Annotated in this window: 9 protein-coding genes, 1 tRNA gene and 2 rRNA genes; 1 reads left to right on the forward strand and 11 read right to left on the reverse strand. The window is 71.3% G+C overall.

The genetic code is table 11. The features are described 5' to 3' along the window. Window positions 1–11: 11 nt before the first annotated feature. From E1265_RS00760 to E1265_RS00795, 8 genes are all read right to left on the reverse strand, one after another. Window positions 12–419, reverse strand: coding sequence for a helix-turn-helix transcriptional regulator (locus E1265_RS00760; RefSeq protein ID WP_132928227.1), 408 nt, complete (start codon window positions 417–419; stop codon window positions 12–14). Window positions 420–514: 95 nt separating this feature from the next. Beyond that, complete coding sequence (locus E1265_RS00765) at window positions 515–1,084, reverse strand: CinA family protein (RefSeq protein WP_132928228.1); 570 nt, start codon at window positions 1,082–1,084, stop codon at window positions 515–517. Continuing rightward, complete coding sequence (gene pgsA, locus E1265_RS00770) at window positions 1,074–1,739, reverse strand: CDP-diacylglycerol--glycerol-3-phosphate 3-phosphatidyltransferase (RefSeq protein ID WP_132928229.1); 666 nt, start codon at window positions 1,737–1,739, stop codon at window positions 1,074–1,076. The genes E1265_RS00765 and pgsA overlap by 11 nt, the downstream gene beginning before the upstream one ends. Beyond that, a complete protein-coding gene (rimO, locus tag E1265_RS00775) occupies window positions 1,736–3,256 on the reverse strand; it encodes a 30S ribosomal protein S12 methylthiotransferase RimO (protein ID WP_132928230.1) in 1,521 nt (506 codons plus the stop codon). The genes pgsA and rimO overlap by 4 nt, the downstream gene beginning before the upstream one ends. Window positions 3,257–3,301: 45 nt before the next feature. After that, complete coding sequence (locus E1265_RS00780) at window positions 3,302–4,129, reverse strand: helix-turn-helix domain-containing protein (protein WP_132928231.1); 828 nt, start codon at window positions 4,127–4,129, stop codon at window positions 3,302–3,304. Between the two features lie 121 nt (window positions 4,130–4,250). Next, window positions 4,251–6,998: a DNA translocase FtsK gene (locus tag E1265_RS00785; RefSeq protein WP_132928232.1), complete on the reverse strand. Its 2,748-nt coding sequence runs from the start codon at window positions 6,996–6,998 to the stop codon at window positions 4,251–4,253. Window positions 6,999–7,076: 78 nt separating this feature from the next. Next, the gene (locus E1265_RS00790) at window positions 7,077–7,751 is read right to left on the reverse strand and encodes a response regulator (protein ID WP_132928233.1); all 675 of its coding nucleotides are present in this window, start codon (window positions 7,749–7,751) and stop codon (window positions 7,077–7,079) included. Between the two features lie 417 nt (window positions 7,752–8,168). Then, on the reverse strand, window positions 8,169–13,730 hold the full coding sequence (locus E1265_RS00795; protein ID WP_243740441.1) for a HAMP domain-containing protein: 5,562 nt from the start codon (window positions 13,728–13,730) through the stop codon (window positions 8,169–8,171). A gap of 242 nt (window positions 13,731–13,972) precedes the next feature. Between E1265_RS00795 and E1265_RS00800 the strand changes: the two genes are divergently transcribed. Continuing rightward, window positions 13,973–16,582, forward strand: a complete 2,610-nt coding sequence (locus E1265_RS00800) for a SpoIIE family protein phosphatase (RefSeq protein WP_132928235.1) — start codon at window positions 13,973–13,975, stop codon at window positions 16,580–16,582. 58 nt (window positions 16,583–16,640) lie between these two features. On the opposite strand, the gene E1265_RS00805 is transcribed toward E1265_RS00800, so the two are convergent. From E1265_RS00805 to E1265_RS00815, 3 genes are all read right to left on the reverse strand, one after another. Then, window positions 16,641–16,713, reverse strand: a tRNA-Thr gene (locus E1265_RS00805). Between the two features lie 5 nt (window positions 16,714–16,718). Further along, window positions 16,719–16,835: ribosomal RNA gene (gene rrf, locus E1265_RS00810) — 5S ribosomal RNA — on the reverse strand. Window positions 16,836–16,894: 59 nt separating this feature from the next. Continuing rightward, window positions 16,895–16,999: ribosomal RNA gene (locus E1265_RS00815) — 23S ribosomal RNA — on the reverse strand; the annotation flags it as partial.

Below are 16,999 nucleotides of genomic sequence, written 5' to 3' on the forward strand. Positions count from 1 at the left end.
GGGTGGCGCGATCAGGCGGCGACGACGTCCACGGCCTCGGCCGGGGCCTTGATCGTGACGCGATCGTCGGGGCGGTGGGTCACGGAGGTGACCCGCACCGGGTTGAGCATGGGGCGCTCCGCCAGACTCCGTCCGGAGGGCACCCCGAGGGACGGCACCGTGTCGCTCGTGGCGGACTGGGCCAGCTCCGCGAGTGCCAGCTCGTCGCTGACCTCCCGCATCAGCTCCGACATCCGCAGGTCCAACGCGTCGCAGATGGCGGCCAGCAGCTCGGATGAAGCCTCCTTCTGCCCACGCTCCACCTCGGAGAGGTATCCGAGGGAGACCCGGGCGGAGGAGGAAACTTCGCGCAGGGTGCGGCCCTGATGTTGGCGCTGCCGACGCAGCACGTCACCCAGCAGGCGACGGAGCAGGATCATCGGTGGCTCCCTCCTCGGACCGTTGGCCTCGCTTGCTTCATGCCCCACCGTACCGCCTCGGACTCCAACCGCGCGGGGAGCGATGTCTTGTTCACTCAGGGCTGCAAACATCCACCGTCTCCGTTCTGTTCCGTATCCTGTGCCGCCCGCGGGCTCCGGTGCCCGTGCTGAACCAGCTCGTTCCGCAGCAGGACGAGCGCCGCCCGCACGCTCTCGGCGCGGATCGTCGCCCTGTCCCCCCGCAGGGTGAGCCGTTGGGCCACGACTCCCCCGGTTCCGGGCGCCGAAACCGCCACATAGACGGTCCCTACGGGCTGGCCGTCCTGCGGCTCGGGCCCGGCCACCCCCGTCGTCGCCACGCCCCAGTCGGCGCCGAGCAGCCGGCGCACCCCGCTGGCCAGCTGTCTGGCCACCTCGGCGTCCACGGGGCCGCGCTCGGCGAGCAGCTCGCCCGCCACCCCGAGCACCTCGCGTTTGACGGCCGTGGCATAGGCCGTCACAGAGCCGAGGAAGGAGCGCGAGGCGCCGGGCACCGTGGTCAGCGCCGCCGCGACGAGGCCGCCGGTCAGCGACTCGGCGGCGGCGACCGTCTGGCCCCGCCGGCTCAGCAGCTCGAGCACCTGCTCCGCGACGACCGGCTCCGCGACCGAGGGATCACCGCCCATCGGAGCGCCCCCTCGCGAGCCCGGCCCGGCGCAGCACGACCGCCTGCCGCACGTAGTCGAGGCCGGTGACCACGGTCAGCGCGACGGCCAGCGCCATCGCCCACCACCGCAGGGTGGCCAGCGGCCCGGTCAGCGACAGGATGTACATCCCGACCGCCACCCCCTGGGCGAGGGTCTTCAGCTTGCCGCCCCGGCTGGCCGGGATGACCCCGTGCCTGATCACCCAGAACCGCAGCGCCGTGATCCCTAGCTCCCGCACCAGGATCACCACCGTCACCCACCAGGGCAGGTCGGACAGCAGCGAGAGGCAGATCAGCGCCGCGCCCATGATCGCCTTGTCCGCGATCGGGTCGGCGATCTTGCCGAAGTCGGTGACCAGGTTGCGCCGCCTGGCCAGCTCCCCGTCGAAGAGGTCAGTGATCATCGCCACCGTGAAGGCGGCCCAGGCTAGCGAGCGCCAGGCCGGATCGTGCCCCCCGTCGGCCAGCATCAGCAGCACGAAGCCCGGCACCAGCAGCAGCCGCACCATGGTGAGCACGTTGGCGATGTTCCACAGGGCCGCCGCCTGCCCCTGGCGGTCGCCGGACGCCGGTGGGCCCTGGCGGGCGTCGGCCGCGTGTCCCTTACCTGCGGCCGAGGTCGGCGTGTCCGTCATCTTCCGCCCCCCGCGGCGGTGCCGACGACGGCCGGCAGCGCCACGGCGACGAGGTCCACACCCTGCGCGGCGACGATCTCGGTCTCCACGAAGTCCCCGACCCGGGGCACGACCGCGCCGGCCTCCGGCACGGTGACGAGGATCTGGCCGTCCGTCTCGGGCGCCTGGTGCTCGCCGCGACCCACCGCGACCACATCGCCCTCGACGCCGTCCTCGGCCTCCAGCGACTCGATCAGGACCCGCGACCGCTCGCCCACCCGCTCCTCGGCCCGCTGCCCGATCAGCTCCTCCGCCAGCTGGGTGACGCGGGCCAGCCGCTCGGCCACCACCTCGGGCGGGTTCTTCTCGGTGTAGCCCGCCGCCTCGGTGCCCTCCTCGTCCGAGTAGCCGAAGACGCCGATGGCGTCGAGTCTGGCCGCGGTGAGGAAGCGCTCCAGCTCCGCGAGGTCGGCCTCGGTCTCGCCAGGGAAGCCGACGATGAAGTTGGACCGCACGCCGGCCAGCGGCGCCCTGGCCCGGATGGTGTCGAGCAGTTCGAGGAAGCGCTCGGTGTCGCCGAAGCGCCGCATGGCGCGCAGCACCCCGGGCGCCGAGTGCTGGAAGGACAGGTCGAAGTAGGGCGCGACCTTCTCGGTGCCGGTGAGCACCTCGATGAGCCCTGGCCGCATCTCGGCGGGCTGCAGGTAGCTCACCCGGATCCGCTCGAGGCCGTCCACGGCGGCCAGTTCGGGCAGCAGCGTCTCCAACAGGCGGATGTCCCCGAGATCCTTGCCGTAGGAGGTGTTGTTCTCGGAGACCAGCATGATCTCCCTGACGCCCTGCTCGGCCAGCCAACGGGCCTCGCCCAGCACGTCGGACGGCCGCCGGGAGATGAACGAGCCGCGGAAGGACGGGATGGCGCAGAAGGTGCACCGCCGGTCGCACCCGGAGGCGAGCTTCACGGACGCCACGGGACCGGCGCCAAGGCGGCGCCGCAGCGGGGCCCGCGGGCCGGAGGCCGGGGCGATCCCGGCCGGGAGGTCGGCGATGGTGGCCGCGCCGTGTCCTGGCAGGGCCACCTCCGTGCCCTGCCGCTCCGCGGGGCTGATGGGCAGCAGCTTGCGCCGGTCGCGCGGGATGTGCGGGGCGTGCACCCCGCCGGAGAGGATGGTCCGCAGCCGCTCGGAGATGTCGGCGTAGTCGTCGAAGCCCAGCACCGCGTCGGCCTCGGGCAGCGCGTCGGCCAGCTCCTTGCCGTACCGTTCCGCCATGCAGCCCACGGCCACCACCGCGCGGGTGCGCCCGGCGCCGCCGGCGGCGGTCGACTTGAGCTCACTGGCCTCGAGCAGGGCGTCGACGGAGTCCTTCTTGGCGGCCTCCACGAAGCCACAGGTGTTGACGACGGCGACCTCGGCGTCGGCGGCGTCGTCCACCAGCTCCCAGCCGTCCGCGGCCAGACGCCCCGCCAGCTCTTCCGAGTCCACCTCATTACGGGCGCAACCAAGGGTGACCAGGGCGACGGTACGGCGATCGGACATGGGGTCAGCCTACTTTGTCCCGGCCACGCCGCCCGCCGGGGGCGGTCACCCCTCCTCGGGGTCGCCCGGGGTGTAGGTCAGGCGCTGGACCTGGCCCGCCTCGAAGTCGCTGTCGATGTCCTTGCCGTTGACCCGCAGCGAGACGACCCCGGCGTTGCCCAGCACCACGTCGATCTGCTCGTCGTCGGTGAAGATCTGCGAATCCCCGTCCTGGAGGACGCCTTCGAAGATCAGTTCACCGTTTCCGTTCTTGGCCGAGACCCAGCTGGAGCCGCCCTCGACGGTGGCCTGGACGGTGACCTTGTCATCGGGCGCGGCGGCCACCGCGCTCTCCGAGGGGTCGGCCTCGTCCTCCTCGGGGACCGCCTCCTCCTGCTCCTCGCCGCCAGGCTCCGGCTCCTCTTCGGGCGAGGCCCCCGGCGTCGAGGCGCCCTCCGCCACCGCGCCCGGGTCCACCTCGTTCCCGCCGCTGAAGAAGGTGAAGCCCACGAAGCCGATGACGGCGACGATCGCGGCCACCATGGCGGCCGTCCAGTTGGGCCGGCGCGGCTCCGGACGAATCCGCTCCGCCTCGAAGAGCGGCCCTGACGAGAGCGTGGGCGGCGGCTGCTCGCCCCGCTGCTCGTTGTAGAGCGCGATCACCTCGGCCGGATCGAGGCCCACCGCTCGCGCGATCGTGCGAATGTGCCCGCGCGCGTAGACGTCACCACCACATCTCGAGAAGTCGTCCCGCTCGATGGCCTGCACGATCGGGACACGCACCCGCGTGGACGCGCTGACCTCGTCCACGGTCAGCTTCGCGTCGACGCGAGCCTGTTGAAGGGTACGACCGACGGAAGGCCGGTCCTCGGCTGAGGCGTTGCCATTGGACACGGGGGCGCCTTTCGAGCGTGGAGCCGCGTGCTGTGCATATAAGTCTAGGGGCGGCGCGAAAGGAACAGGCAACCGGGCCGACCTGAATTGTGGGCCAACAGGATGGTCCTCCAACCGCCACCTAGCTGGAAGGCTCCCCCCGGATCAGCGCCAGCACGCCATCCAGCTCATCCGGCTTGACCAGCACGTCCCTGGCCTTGGACCCCTCGCTCGGCCCCACCACGCCACGCGACTCCATCAGGTCCATCAACCGCCCGGCCTTGGCGAAGCCCACCCGCAGCTTCCGCTGCAGCATCGAGGTCGAGCCGAACTGCGTGGAGACCACCAGCTCGGCCGCCTGGCAGAGCAGGTCGAGGTCGTCCCCGATCTCCTCGTCGATCTCCCGCTTCTTCCCCGAGGCCACCGTGACGTCGTCCCGGAAGACCGGCGCCATCTGCTCCTTGCAGTGCGCGACGACCGCCGCGATCTCCTCCTCGGTGACGAACGCGCCCTGCATCCGGATGCCCTTGCTCGCGCCCATCGGCAGGAAGAGGCCGTCGCCCTTGCCGATCAGCTTTTCGGCGCCCGCCTGGTCGAGGATGACGCGGCTGTCGGCCAGCGAGGAGGTGGCGAACGCCAGCCGGGACGGCACGTTCGCCTTGATCAGGCCGGTCACCACGTCCACGCTCGGCCGCTGGGTCGCCAGCACCAGGTGGATCCCGGCGGCGCGCGCCAGCTGTGTGATCCGGACGATCGCGTCCTCCACGTCGCGCGGGGCCACCATCATCAGGTCGGCCAGCTCGTCCACGATGACCAGCAGGTACGGGTACGGCGCCAACTCGCGCTCGCTGCCGGCGGGTGCGGTGACCTTGCCGGCGCGCACCGCCGCGTTGAAGTCGTCGATGTGCCGGTAGCCGTAGGCGGCGAGGTCGTCGTAGCGCAGGTCCATCTCGCGCACCACCCACTGCAGCGCCTCGGCGGCCCGCTTCGGGTTGGTGATGATCGGGGTGATCAGGTGCGGGATGCCCTCGTAGGCCGTGAGCTCCACCCGCTTGGGGTCGACCAGCACCAGACGCACGTCCTCCGGGGTCGCCCGCATCATCACCGAGGTGATCAGGCAGTTGACGCAGGACGACTTGCCGGATCCGGTGGCGCCGGCCACCAGCATGTGCGGCATCTTCGCGAGATTGGCCGTCACATAGCCGCCCTCGACGTCCTTGCCGAGCCCGACCAGCAGCGGATGGTCCTCGCCGACCGCGTCGGCGGTGCGCAGCACGTCCCCCAGGTTGACCATCTCGCGGTCGCTGTTGGGGATCTCGATGCCCACGGCCGACTTGCCGGGGATCGGGCTGATGATGCGGACGTCCGGGCTGGCCACCGCGTAGGCGATGTTCCTGGCCAGCGCCGTGATCTTCTCGACCTTCACCGCCGGGCCGAGCTCCACCTCGTAGCGGGTGACGGTCGGCCCGCGGGTGAAACCGGTGACCCGCGCGTCCACCTTGAACTCGGTGAACACGGTGGTCAACGACTCCACCACCGCGTCGTTCGCAGCGCTGCGGCTGCGGCCGGGGCCGCCGCGCCGCAGCAGTTCGAGCGAGGGCAGCGCGTAGGTGATGTCGCCCGAGAGCTGGAGCTGTTCGGCGCGCGGCGGCAGCGGCTCGGCCGGCGGGGGCGCGCTCTTGGTCAGGTCGGGAACGGCGCTCCCGCCGGCCTGCGCGGCCCGGCCGGCCTTCCGGGGCGCCGCCAGCTCCACGGCCGGCTCCGCCGCCTCCTCGCGGTCTGCGTGATCCTCCCGGTTCGCCCGGGACCGACGCGTGCCCGCCGAGACGCGGCTGCTGAGGTCGGCGACCAGCGGCGAGGGCTGCACCCCGTGCAGCACCGCGCCGTCCAGCGAGGCCGCGGCAGCGGCCGCCACGTCCACCGGGTCGGCCCCCTCGGTCGACCGGGCGGCGGTCCGCCGGGAGCGCCGCCGGGACTCGAGCGCGGCCCGCTCGGCTCGCTCCTGCCCGTCCTCCTTGGGCGCCACGACGCCTCTGGCGGCCGGCCGCTCGTCGTCGTCCCAGTAACGCTCGGGGACGAAGCCGCCGCCGTCCTCGCCGCGCTCGTGCCGCGGCCGGTCGTCCGTCAGCAGGCCGAGGCGGATGGCGCCCTCGCGCAGCCGCCTGGGGATCGCGTTGACCGGCGTCGCGGTGACCACCAGCAGCCCGAACACCGTCAGCAGCACCAGCAGGGCCATCGCCAGCGGTTCGCCCATGGCCAGGATCAGCGGCCGGGAGGCGACCAGGCCGAGCTGGCCGCCGGCGTTGCGCACCGCCTGCTCGCCCTCACTGGCGCCTGGCGCGCCGGCGGCGATGTGCACCAGGCCCAGCACGCCGAGCAGCAGCGCGCTGAGCCCGATCACGATCCGCCCGTTGGCATCCTCCTTCTCCGGATGCCGGATCAGCCGTACCGCGATGTACCCGAGCACCAGCGGGAAGACCAGGTCGAGCCGGCCGAGCGCGCCGGTGACCAGCATGGTGACCAGCTCACCCACCGGGCCCCGCAGATTGGACCAGGTGCCGGCGGCGATCACCAGCGCGAGGCCGAGCAGCAGCAGCGCGAGACCGTCCTTGCGGTGGGCCGGGTCGAGGCCCTTGGCGCCCCGCCCTATGCCGCGCAGCAGCGCCCCGACCGGGTGCGCGATGCCCAGCCACACGCCGCGCAGCACGCGCACCACGATGTTGCGGGGCGGCGCAGGCGGCTTGGCCGCGGCCTTCTTGGCCGGCGGCTTCCGCGCCGCGGTCTTCTTCGCGGGTGCCTTCTTGGCCGGCGCCGACTTTCTGGCCGCTCCCCCGCCGCTCTGCCCGGCGCGCGCGTTCTGGGGACCCTTGCCGGACGTACGTGAGGCCATGAGGGTGAGATTACCCGGCTCTCACCGCAGGAGCACGGACCCCACGCACCCCTGAGACGCCGTCAGACCCGCCACGCACTAGGCCGGCGAGTCGACCGGCTCCGCCCCGTCGGCCCCCGGCTGCAGGGCGTCGAGCGCCCGCCGCAGCCCGGCCAGCTTCCGCTCCAGATGGGCGGCCGTCGACACCGCGGCCCCGCCGCCGGACTCGGCCAGCTCCTTGGACAGCACCTCGGCCTGCTCCTCCACCGCGGCCAGCCGTGCCGACAGCTCGGGGAGCAGCCCACCGGAACCCCGCTCGGTGTCCGCCGGCGCCTGCCCGCCGTCCAACTCGCGGCGCAGCAGCGCCGCCTGCTCGCGCAGCTGCACGTTCTTCATGTGCAGGTCGACGAAGACGGACACCTTGGCACGCAGCACCCAGGGGTCGAACGGCTTGGAGATGTAGTCCACCGCGCCCGCCGCGTAGCCGCGGAAAGTATGGTGCGGGCCGTGGTTGATGGCCGTGAGAAAGATGATGGGGATATCGCGTGTGCGCTCACGCCGCTTGATGTGTGCCGCGGTCTCGAAGCCGTCCATGCCAGGCATCTGGACGTCAAGCAGGATCACCGCGAAGTCCTCTGTCAGCAGCGCCTTGAGCGCTTCCTCCCCTGACGATGCCCGGACCAGCGTCTGATCGAGCGCCGAGAGAATCGCCTCGAGCGCCAGCAGATTCTCGGGCCGGTCATCGACCAGGAGGATCTTGGCCTTCTGCACCATGGCCCGTCCTCCTCGCCCCTGCGACGCCGCCGAGCGCCGCCGTTGTGGACGGCACCCTCACGCCGCCCGGTCCTATGCCGGACATGTTGACATCCACGCCGGCTTCGACGCCAGCGAGCCCGGCCCGCCGCGCAACCGCACGCGATGGCTTCCGGGGGCCCTCGCGTCGTTGCGAGAAGCCGAACACCTCCGGCCTAACCCCCGCTTCACCAGAAAACCCTCTGGCCGCTCGTTCAGCGGCCAGAAACGCAAGGCACCCAGTGATCAGCGCATTGCGCTGCGTCACGATACCACGCGCACCCGAGACCGGCGAACCCGTCCGGTGCGCGACGTGCGACACCCGCGATCCGCCGCGCTCATTCCCAAAACGCCCACGCGGGCCCGCGAGTTCCCCCGCCGGGCCCCGCGCGGGGCCGATCAGGACGATCCGTCCATCCACTCGCTCATGACCGTCAACAGGTGGTCGGTGTCGACGGGCTTGGTGACGTGGGCGGACGCGCCGGCCTCCATGCTCTTGTCCTCGTCGCCCTTCATCGCCTTCGCCGTCAACGCGATGATCGGCAGCCCGGCGAACTGCGGCATCCGCCGGATCGCCGCCGTCGTCGCGTAACCGTCCATCTCCGGCATCATGATGTCCATCAGCACGAGCACGATGTCCTCGTTGGACTCCAGGACCTCGATGCCCTCCCGCCCGTTCTCGGCGTAGAGCACACGCAGCCCGTTCTGCTCCAACACGCTGGTCAGCGCGAACACGTTGCGCACGTCGTCGTCGACGATCAGCACCTTCCGGCCGCGGAAGTCCCGGTAGACACGGCGCCGCACCGGCTCCTGGTCACCCGCCTCGGCCGCGTCCTGCCGCTCCCGCCGCTCGGCGATGTGCGCCCCGTTCTCCGCGAACCGCTCACGGTGCCGCCGCGTCAACGACTCGGCCGCCCGCTCCGCCGCGATCGACGCCTTGCGGCTCTCCCGCTCCCGGTCGGCCGCCGTGCCGAACGCGGCGCCGACGCCGCCCGAGGGACCGGGCGGCAACGCCCGCGGCCCCTCGGCACCGCCGTCCTCGGGCGCCGCCTCGGCCGCCGGTTCCGCCCCGGACGACTCGACTTGCGGCTCCTCGACCGCCAGCGTCCCCGACGTCAACTGCCCGTAGCCGGGCGGCGGCAGCTCCGTCGGCTGCAACGGCAGGAACAGCGTGAACGTCGAACCGCGCCCCGGCTCGCTCGCCGCGTGGATCTCCCCGCCGAGCAGCCGCGCGAACTCGCGGGAGATCGAGAGCCCGAGCCCCGTCCCGCCGTACTTCCGGCTCGTCGTGCCGTCCGCCTGCTTGAACGCCTCGAAGATCACCCGCATCTTGCTGGCCGCGATGCCGATCCCGGTGTCCGAGACCGCGAACGCCACCAGCGGCGCGTCCGCCGTCAACACCGAGCCGTTCTCCAGCATCTGCTGCCGGATCTCGTCCGGCACCTCGCCTCCGGCCGGCCGGATCACCAGCTCCACCGAGCCCGTGTCCGTGAACTTCACCGCGTTCGACAGCAGGTTCCGCAGCACCTGAAGCAGCCGCTGCTCGTCGGTGTGCAGCGTCGCCGGCAGCTCGGGCGACACCCGCACCGAGAACTCCAGGTTCTTCTCGGCCGTCAACGGCCGGAACGACGCCTCGATGTAGTCCACCAGCTGCACCAACGCGATCCGGGTCGGACTCACATCCATCTTGCCCGCCTCGACCTTCGACAGGTCGAGGATGTCGTTGATCAGCTGCAACAGGTCGGACCCCGCCCCGTGGATCGTCTCCGCGAACTCCACCTGCTTCGGCGACAGGTTCGACTCCGCGTTGTCCGCGAGCAGCTTCGCCAGGATCAGCAGCGAGTTCAACGGCGTCCGCAGCTCGTGCGACATGTTCGCCAGGAACTCGGACTTGTACCGCATCGAGACGGCCAGCTGCTCGGCACGCTCCTGCAGCCCGCGCCTGGCCTCCTCGATCTCCGAGTTCTTGACCTCGATCCGCCGGTTGGTCTCCGCCAGCAGGTCCGCCTTCTCGCGCAGCTCCGCGTTCCGCTCCTGGAGCTCCTTGCGCTGCTCGGAGAGCTCGCCGGTCTGCTCCTGGAGCCGCTCGGCCAGCTCCTGCGACTGCTTCAGCAGCAGCTCCGTCCGCGTGTTCACGCTGATGGTGTTGACGCTCGTCGCGATCATCTCGGCCATCTGCTCGAGGAAGTCGCGCTCGATCTGCGTGAACGGCTTGAACGACGCCAACTCCAGCACCCCGAGCACCCGGTCGGTGAACTGCACCGGCAGCACCACCCCGTGCACCGGCGGCGCCTCACCGAGCCCCGAGGAGATCTTCAGATACCCCTCGGGCGTCGGCCCGAACAGGATCATCCGGCGCTCCTCGGCCGCCGTCCCCACCAGCGACTCGCCCGGCCGGAACGACATCCCGTGCGCCCCCGCCGCGTAGCCGTAGGAACCGATCATCCGCAGCTCGTAGTTGCCGTGCTCGACCGGCCCCGCCACCACGTCCAGGTCGCCGTCGGCCGGCACCGCGAGGAAGAACGCGCCGTGCTGCGCCGTGACCGTCGGCACCAGCTCGCTCATGATCAGGCTGGCCACGTCCTTCAGGTCTCGACGCCCCTGCATCAGCGCCGAGATCCGCGCCAGGTTGCTCTTGAGCCAGTCCTGCTCCTTGGTCTTGAGCGTGGTGTCGCGCAGGTCGGTCACCATCCGGTTGATGTTCTCCTGCACCACCAGGATCTCGCCCGCCGCGTCCGTGTCGATCCGCACGCTGTGGTCGCCCCTGGTCACGAAGTTCGCCACCCGGGCGATGCCCCGCACCTGACGGGTGAGGTTCCCCGCCATCTCGTTCACCGAGTCCGTCAGGTCCTTCCAGGTCCCCGCCACACCCGGCACCAGCGCCTGGCCGCCGAGCTGCCCCTCGATGCCCACCTCACGGGCCACCTTGGTGACCTGCTCGGCGAAGAGCGACAGCTGGTCGACCATCGTGTTCAGGGTCTCCTTGAGCTCGAGGATCTCCCCGCGCGCGTCGATGTCGATCTTCTTGGTCAGATCGCCCTGCGCGATGGCCGTGGTGACCATCGTGATGTTGCGGACCTGCCCCGTCAGATTCGATGCCATCTCGTTCACCGAATCGGTCAGGTCCCGCCAGGTGCCCGACACGCCAGGCACCTCGGCCTGGCCGCCGAGCCGGCCGTCCGTGCCCACCTCGCGCGCCACCCGCGTCACCTCGGCCGCGAACGACGACAGCTGGTCCACCATCCGATTGACGGTGTCGGCGAGTTGCTCCACCTCGCCGCTCGCCTTCACGGTGACCTTCTTGGTCAACTCGCCGTCGGCCACCGCCATGGCGACCTCGGAGATGTTCCGCACCTGACTGGTGAGGTTGGCCGCCATCAGGTTGACGTTGTCGGTCAGGTCCTTCCACGTGCCCGAGACGCCCCGCACCTGCGCCTGACCGCCGAGCCGGCCCTCGGTGCCCACCTCGCGCGCCACCCGCGTGACCTGCTCCGCGAACGACGACAGCTGGTCGACCATCTTGTTCACCGTGTTGACCAGCACCAGGATCTCGCCCTGCGCGTCGACCGTGATCTTCCGCGTCAGGTCGCCCTCGGCCACCGCCGTCGTCACGTCGGCGATCTGCCGCACCTGCGACGTCAGGTTGTTGGCCATGCCGTTGACGGACTGGGTGAGGTCCTTCCAGGTGCCGGCCACGCCGTCCACCTCCGCCTGGCCACCGAGCCGACCCTCCGTGCCCACCTCGCGCGCCACCCGGGTCACCTCCTCGGCGAAGGAGGACAGCTGGTCCACCATCGTGTTGAGGGTGTCCTTCAGCTCCAGGATCTCGCCCTTGGCATCCACCGTGATCTTCTGTGACAGGTCACCGCGCGCCACCGCCGTCGCGACCCGGGCGATGGCCCGCACCTGTTCCGTCAGGTTGGAAGCCATGCCGTTCACCGAGTCCGTCAACGCGCGCCACGTGCCAGCCACCCCGGACACCTGTGCCTGGCCGCCAAGCCGCCCGTCGGTCCCCACCTCGCGGGCCACCCGCGTGACCTGCTCCGCGAACGACGACAGCTGGTCCACCATCGTGTTCACGGTGTTCTTGAGCTCGAGGATCTCCCCACGCGCATCGACGTCGATCTTCTGCGACAGATCGCCCCGCGCCACCGCCGTCGTCACCTGAGCGATGTTCCGAACCTGCCGGGTCAGGTTCGACGCCATCTCGTTCACCGAGTCGGTCAGCGCCTTCCAGGTGCCGGAGACGCCCTCGACCTGCGCCTGACCGCCGAGCCGGCCCTCGATGCCCACCTCGGTCGCCACCCGGGTGACCTGGTCGGCGAACGACGACAGCTGGTCCACCATCCGGTTGACCGTGCTCTTCAGCTCCAGCATCTCGCCGGACACGTCCACCGTGACCTTCTGCGACAGGTCGCCGTTGGCCACCGCCGTCGTCACCTGAGCGATGTTGCGGACCTGCTCCGTCAGGTTGCGGAACGCGGTGTTCACCGAGTCCGTCAGGTCCTTCCAGGCCCCGGCCACCCCGAGCACCGACGCCTGACCGCCCAGAACACCCTCGTCGCCGATCTCCCGCGCGACCCGGGTGACCTCGGACTGGAACGAGGACAGCTGGTCCACCGTCCGGTTGACGGTGTTCTTCAGCTCCAGCATCTCGCCACGGACGTCGACCGTCACCTTGCGCGACAGGTCGCCGTTGGCCACCGCCGAGGTGACCTGCGCGATGTCCCGCACCTGCGCCGTGAGGTTCCGGAACGCCGTGTTGACCGAGTCCGTCAGGTCCCGCCACGTGCCGGCCACGCCCTGCACCCGCGCCTGGCCGCCGAGGGCGCCCTCGGTGCCGATCTCGGTCGCCGTGCGCGTCACCTCGTCCGCGAACGCCCGCAGCGTCTCCGTCATGCCGTTGATCGTGTCCGCCAGCTGGGCGAACTCGCCGCGCGCCCGCACCGTGATCCGCTGCGTCAGGTCGCCGTTGGCCACCGCCGTCGTCACGTGCGCGATCTCCCGCACCTGCGCGGTCAGGTTCGCGGCCATCGAGTTCACGGAGTCGGTGAGGTCTCGCCAGACCCCGTCCACGCCGTCCACCTTCGCCTGCCCGCCGAACACACCCTCGACGCCCACCTCGGTCGAGACCCGCGTCACCTGGTCGGCGAAGGACGAGAGCTGGTCCACCATGCCGTTGACGGTGTCCTTCAGCTCCTGCATCTCCCCGGAGACGTGCACCGTCACCTTGCGCGACAGGTCGCCGTTGGCCACGGCCTTGGTCACCTGGGTGATGTCACGCAGCTGCGCCGTCAACCGCAGCGCCATCGTGTTGACCGAGTCCGTGAGCTCCCGCCACGGCCCGAACATGCCGCGGTCCTCGGCCTGGCCGCCCAACTTTCCCTCGGTGCCGACCTCGCGCGCGATCCGCGTGACCTCGTCGTGGAACGCCGACAGCTGGTCGACGAGACCGTTGACCGTGCGGCTCACCTTCAGGAACTCGCCGCGCAACGGCCGCCAGGTGCCCTGCCGCTCCCCCGGCACCCGCAGCTCCATCCGCTGCCCGAGATCCCCGTCCTCCACAGCCGAGAGCACCCGGCCCACCTCGGACAGCGGCCCGGCCAGGTCCTCCACCAGGCCGTTCACATCGTCGATGGCCTTGCCCCAGGCGCCCTCGCAGACCCCGGTCTCAAGGCGCTCGGTCAGCCGGCCCTCCCGGCCCACCAGACGCCGCACCCCGGCCAGCTGTCCCGTGACATGCAGCCCCCGGTCGGCGACCTCGTTGTACACGGCGGCGATCTCGGCCATCGGCCCCTCGCCCGTGACCGTCAACCGCTTCCGCAGGTTGCCGTCTCGCATGGCCTCAAGGGCCGAGAGCAGCCGGTTCAGGGCGACGGCGTCGACTTCGACCGTTCCGCTGCCCCGCGACCTCCTCGTTCGCGCACGCGTGCCGGCGCGCGCCGCTGCTCCCTCAGACACCACTGTGTCCCTCCCGCAGGATCGACCGTTCCACCCGGGCTTTCGCGTCGGGCCATCCCAGTGTTTCACTCTCCACCGACCGGGCGATAACAGTTCGGCAGCATCGCATAGCACTGTTTTCCCGGTCCGGGGGAAATCATCGGATGCGCCGTCCATGGTGGCCGCCGACGTCAGTAACCTGGCTTCCGGCCGGCCATGCGGCGCCAGGCCTGGAAACGAGAGAGCTTCTTTGGGGGAGTGACGTGATCACCGCGCGAGCTGCGGCCACCTTCGAGCCGGTTGGACGCTCGGTCGCGACCGCGCGGGGCTTCGTCCGGGACACCCTCCAGGGGTGGGGCCTGACCGACCTCATCGAGGACGCCGTGGTGCTCACCAGCGAGCTGGTCACCAACGCCGTGGTCCATGCCGGCACGACGGCCGAGGTCCGCTGCCTGCGCGACAAGGACGGCGTCCGCATCGAGGTCGTCGACCGCCACCCCGAGCGCGAGCTCCCGATGGCCGAGGTCTCCCGCGGCCAGCTCGACCTCAACAGCGAGGGCGGCCGCGGCCTGCTGTTGTGCGCCGCGCTCGCCGCCCGCTGGGGCGTCGACTACACCCCGGCCGAGAAGTGCGTGTGGTTCCGCCTCGACCAGCAGGTGCTGCCCGTCGGCACCCGCTCAGCCGGCCCCGTGCTCCCCGACGAGGCCCTGCCCGTCAGCGACACCAGGGTCCGCGTCGGCGTCGTCCAGGTCGACCGCACCGACACCATCACCGTGTGGAACGACGACGCCGCCGAACTCTTCGGCTACCGGGCGGAACAGGTCGTCGGCAAGCCGCTCGCCGACCTCGCCGCCTGGCCCCAGACGCCCGGGACCGGCACCGGCATCGCCGAGGCCCTGGCCCTCTCCCGCTGGGAGGGCAGCTACGGGCTGCGCGACTCCGAAGGCCGCACCGTCCCCGTCTACGCCTGCCACCTGCGGGTCCGCGACGCCAAGGGCGACCCGTCGACGGTCTGCCTGATCGTCCGCGACCAGGAACGCGCCATCCTGCAGAGCCCCATCCGGCTGCCCCTGCAGTCCGGCGGCGAAGGCCTCGACCGCGGCCACGGCGACCCGCTCGACGCGCTCATCGGCTCCCCGCCCCCGGACGACCTCGACGGCCTGCTCCAGCGCACCGTCGAACGCGCCAGGGACATGCTCGACGGCGACGCGGCCTTCCTGCTGCTCGCCACCGACGACGAGACCGAGCTCGAGGTGCGCGCCACCACCGGACTCCCGTCCGCCAGGCAGCGCTTCGCCCGCGTCCCCGTCGAGACCGGCAGCGGCCGCTACGGCTCCGCCCGCATGCCCTCCGTCCACGACGACCTGGCCGGCGCCCCGGGCGCCGTGCCGCTGCTCTCCGGCACCGGCATGCACGCCGTGGTCACCGTGCCCCTCAAGGTCGAGGGCCGGCTCACCGGTTCGCTCGGCGTCGCCTCCGAGACACCGGGCCGCTACAGCAACGAGGAGGCGCTGCGCCTCCAGTTCGCCGCCGACCGGATCGCGCTGGCCGTCGAGTCCGCCCGCCTGACCGAGCTCGAGCGGCTGCGCCGCGGCTCGCTCGCCTTCCTGGTCGAGGCATCCGAGCTGCTCGCCGGCACCCTCGACCGCAACCAGACCCTGGCCCTGATGGCCCAGATGACCGTGCCCACGCTGGCCACCTGGTGCGCGGTCTACACCGTCCCCGAGCCCGGCTCTGAGCCCGTGCTCTCCTACGTGCTGCACGAGGACGAGGACCGGATCGACGGCATCAAGGCGCTCCTGGAGCGCGTCGACCCGCCCGACCCGGACATCACGCTCGGCGTGCGCCCCTGGCAGGCGCCCTCCGACGCGGCCCGCAACACCGCGCTGCGCACCTCGCTGCGCAGCCTCGGCCTGGGCCGGCAGCCCAACGAGTCGCAGCCGCCCGGCATCAGCCTGAGCACCGCGGCGGCCGTGGGCGGCGAGACGATCCTGCTGCCGCTGATCGCCCGCAACCGGGTCATCGGCCTGCTGGCCCTCGGCAAGCCGACGGACGAGCGGTTCCGCCAGGACATCCTGGAGCTCGCCGAGGACCTTTCGCGGCGGGCGGCCCTCGCGCTGGACAACGCACGGCTCTACAGCGAGCGCACCGCCATCAGCCAGTCCCTGCAACGCAGCCTGCTGCCGCCGGAGTTGCCGGAGATCGAAGGCGTCGACGTGGAGGTCATCTACCGCGCCGCCGGCGAGGGCAACGAGGTGGGCGGCGACTTCTACGACGTCTTCCCCATCCGCGAGGGCGCGTACGGCTTCGCCATCGGAGACGTCTGCGGCACCGGGCCGCTCGCCGCCTCGGTCACCGGCCTCGCCAGGCACGCGCTGCGGCTGCTGGCCCGCGAGGGGCTCGGCGGCCCCGCGGTCCTTGAGCGGCTCAACACCGCGATCCTCGAAGAGGGGCCGCGCGGCCGCTTCCTGACGCTGCTCTACGGCGAACTGTGGCCCAAGCCCGAGGGCGGCGCGCTCCTCAGGATGGTCTGCGCCGGCCACCCGCTGCCGCTGCGCCTCACCCCCGACGGCCGCGTGGAGCCGGCCGCCAGCCCGCAGCCGCTGCTCGGCGTCATGGACGACCTGGAGCTGTTCGAGCAGAACATCAGCCTCGACCCGGGCGACGTGCTGCTGTGCGTCACGGACGGCGTCACCGAACGCCGCGAGGGCACGCGGATGTTGGGCGACGACGGCCTGGCGGACGTGCTCGCCTCCTGTACCGGGCTCACCGCCGGCGCGGTGGCGGCGCGGGTGCTGCGTGCCGTGGAGCGTTTCGCCCCCAACCCGCCCTCGGACGACATGGCGATCCTGACCCTGCGGATCCCGAAATAGCAGAAAGGCCCCCGCCGAAATGGCGGGGGCCTTCTGGTGGTGCAACGCTCTGCTGCGGAGCCCCAAAACGGAATCGAACCGTTGACCTTCTCCTTACCATGGAGACGCTCTGCCGACTGAGCTATTGGGGCGAAATGTCCGGCGGCGACCTACTCTCCCACACGGTCCCCCATGCAGTACCATCGGCGCTGGCAGGCTTAGCTTCCGGGTTCGGAATGTAACCGGGCGTTTCCCCACCGCCATGACCACCGGAACCCTACAAGGGCACCTCTGCTGGTCATACAGCGAATTTCACAGTGGACGCGAGCATCTATGGACAAGCCCTCGGCCTATTAGTACCGGTCAACTCCACCTCTCACAAGGCTTCCATCTCCGGCCTATCAACCCCGTCGTCTACAGGGAGCCTTACCCCATCAA

Source organism: Streptomyces sp. 8K308 (genome assembly GCF_004348315.1).
GTDB lineage: Bacteria > Actinomycetota > Actinomycetes > Streptomycetales > Streptomycetaceae > Streptomyces.

Excerpts from the sequence above, each read along its gene's own strand:
- E1265_RS00760 (WP_132928227.1), bottom strand. The coding sequence starts at position 419 with ATGATCCTGCTCCGTCGCCTGCTGGGTGACGTGCTGCGTCGGCAGCGC.
- E1265_RS00765 (WP_132928228.1), bottom strand. The coding sequence starts at position 1,084 with ATGGGCGGTGATCCCTCGGTCGCGGAGCCGGTCGTCGCGGAGCAGGTG.
- pgsA (WP_132928229.1), bottom strand. The coding sequence starts at position 1,739 with ATGACGGACACGCCGACCTCGGCCGCAGGTAAGGGACACGCGGCCGAC.
- rimO (WP_132928230.1), bottom strand. The coding sequence starts at position 3,256 with ATGTCCGATCGCCGTACCGTCGCCCTGGTCACCCTTGGTTGCGCCCGT.
- E1265_RS00785 (WP_132928232.1), bottom strand. The coding sequence starts at position 6,998 with ATGGCCTCACGTACGTCCGGCAAGGGTCCCCAGAACGCGCGCGCCGGG.
- E1265_RS00790 (WP_132928233.1), bottom strand. The coding sequence starts at position 7,751 with ATGGTGCAGAAGGCCAAGATCCTCCTGGTCGATGACCGGCCCGAGAAT.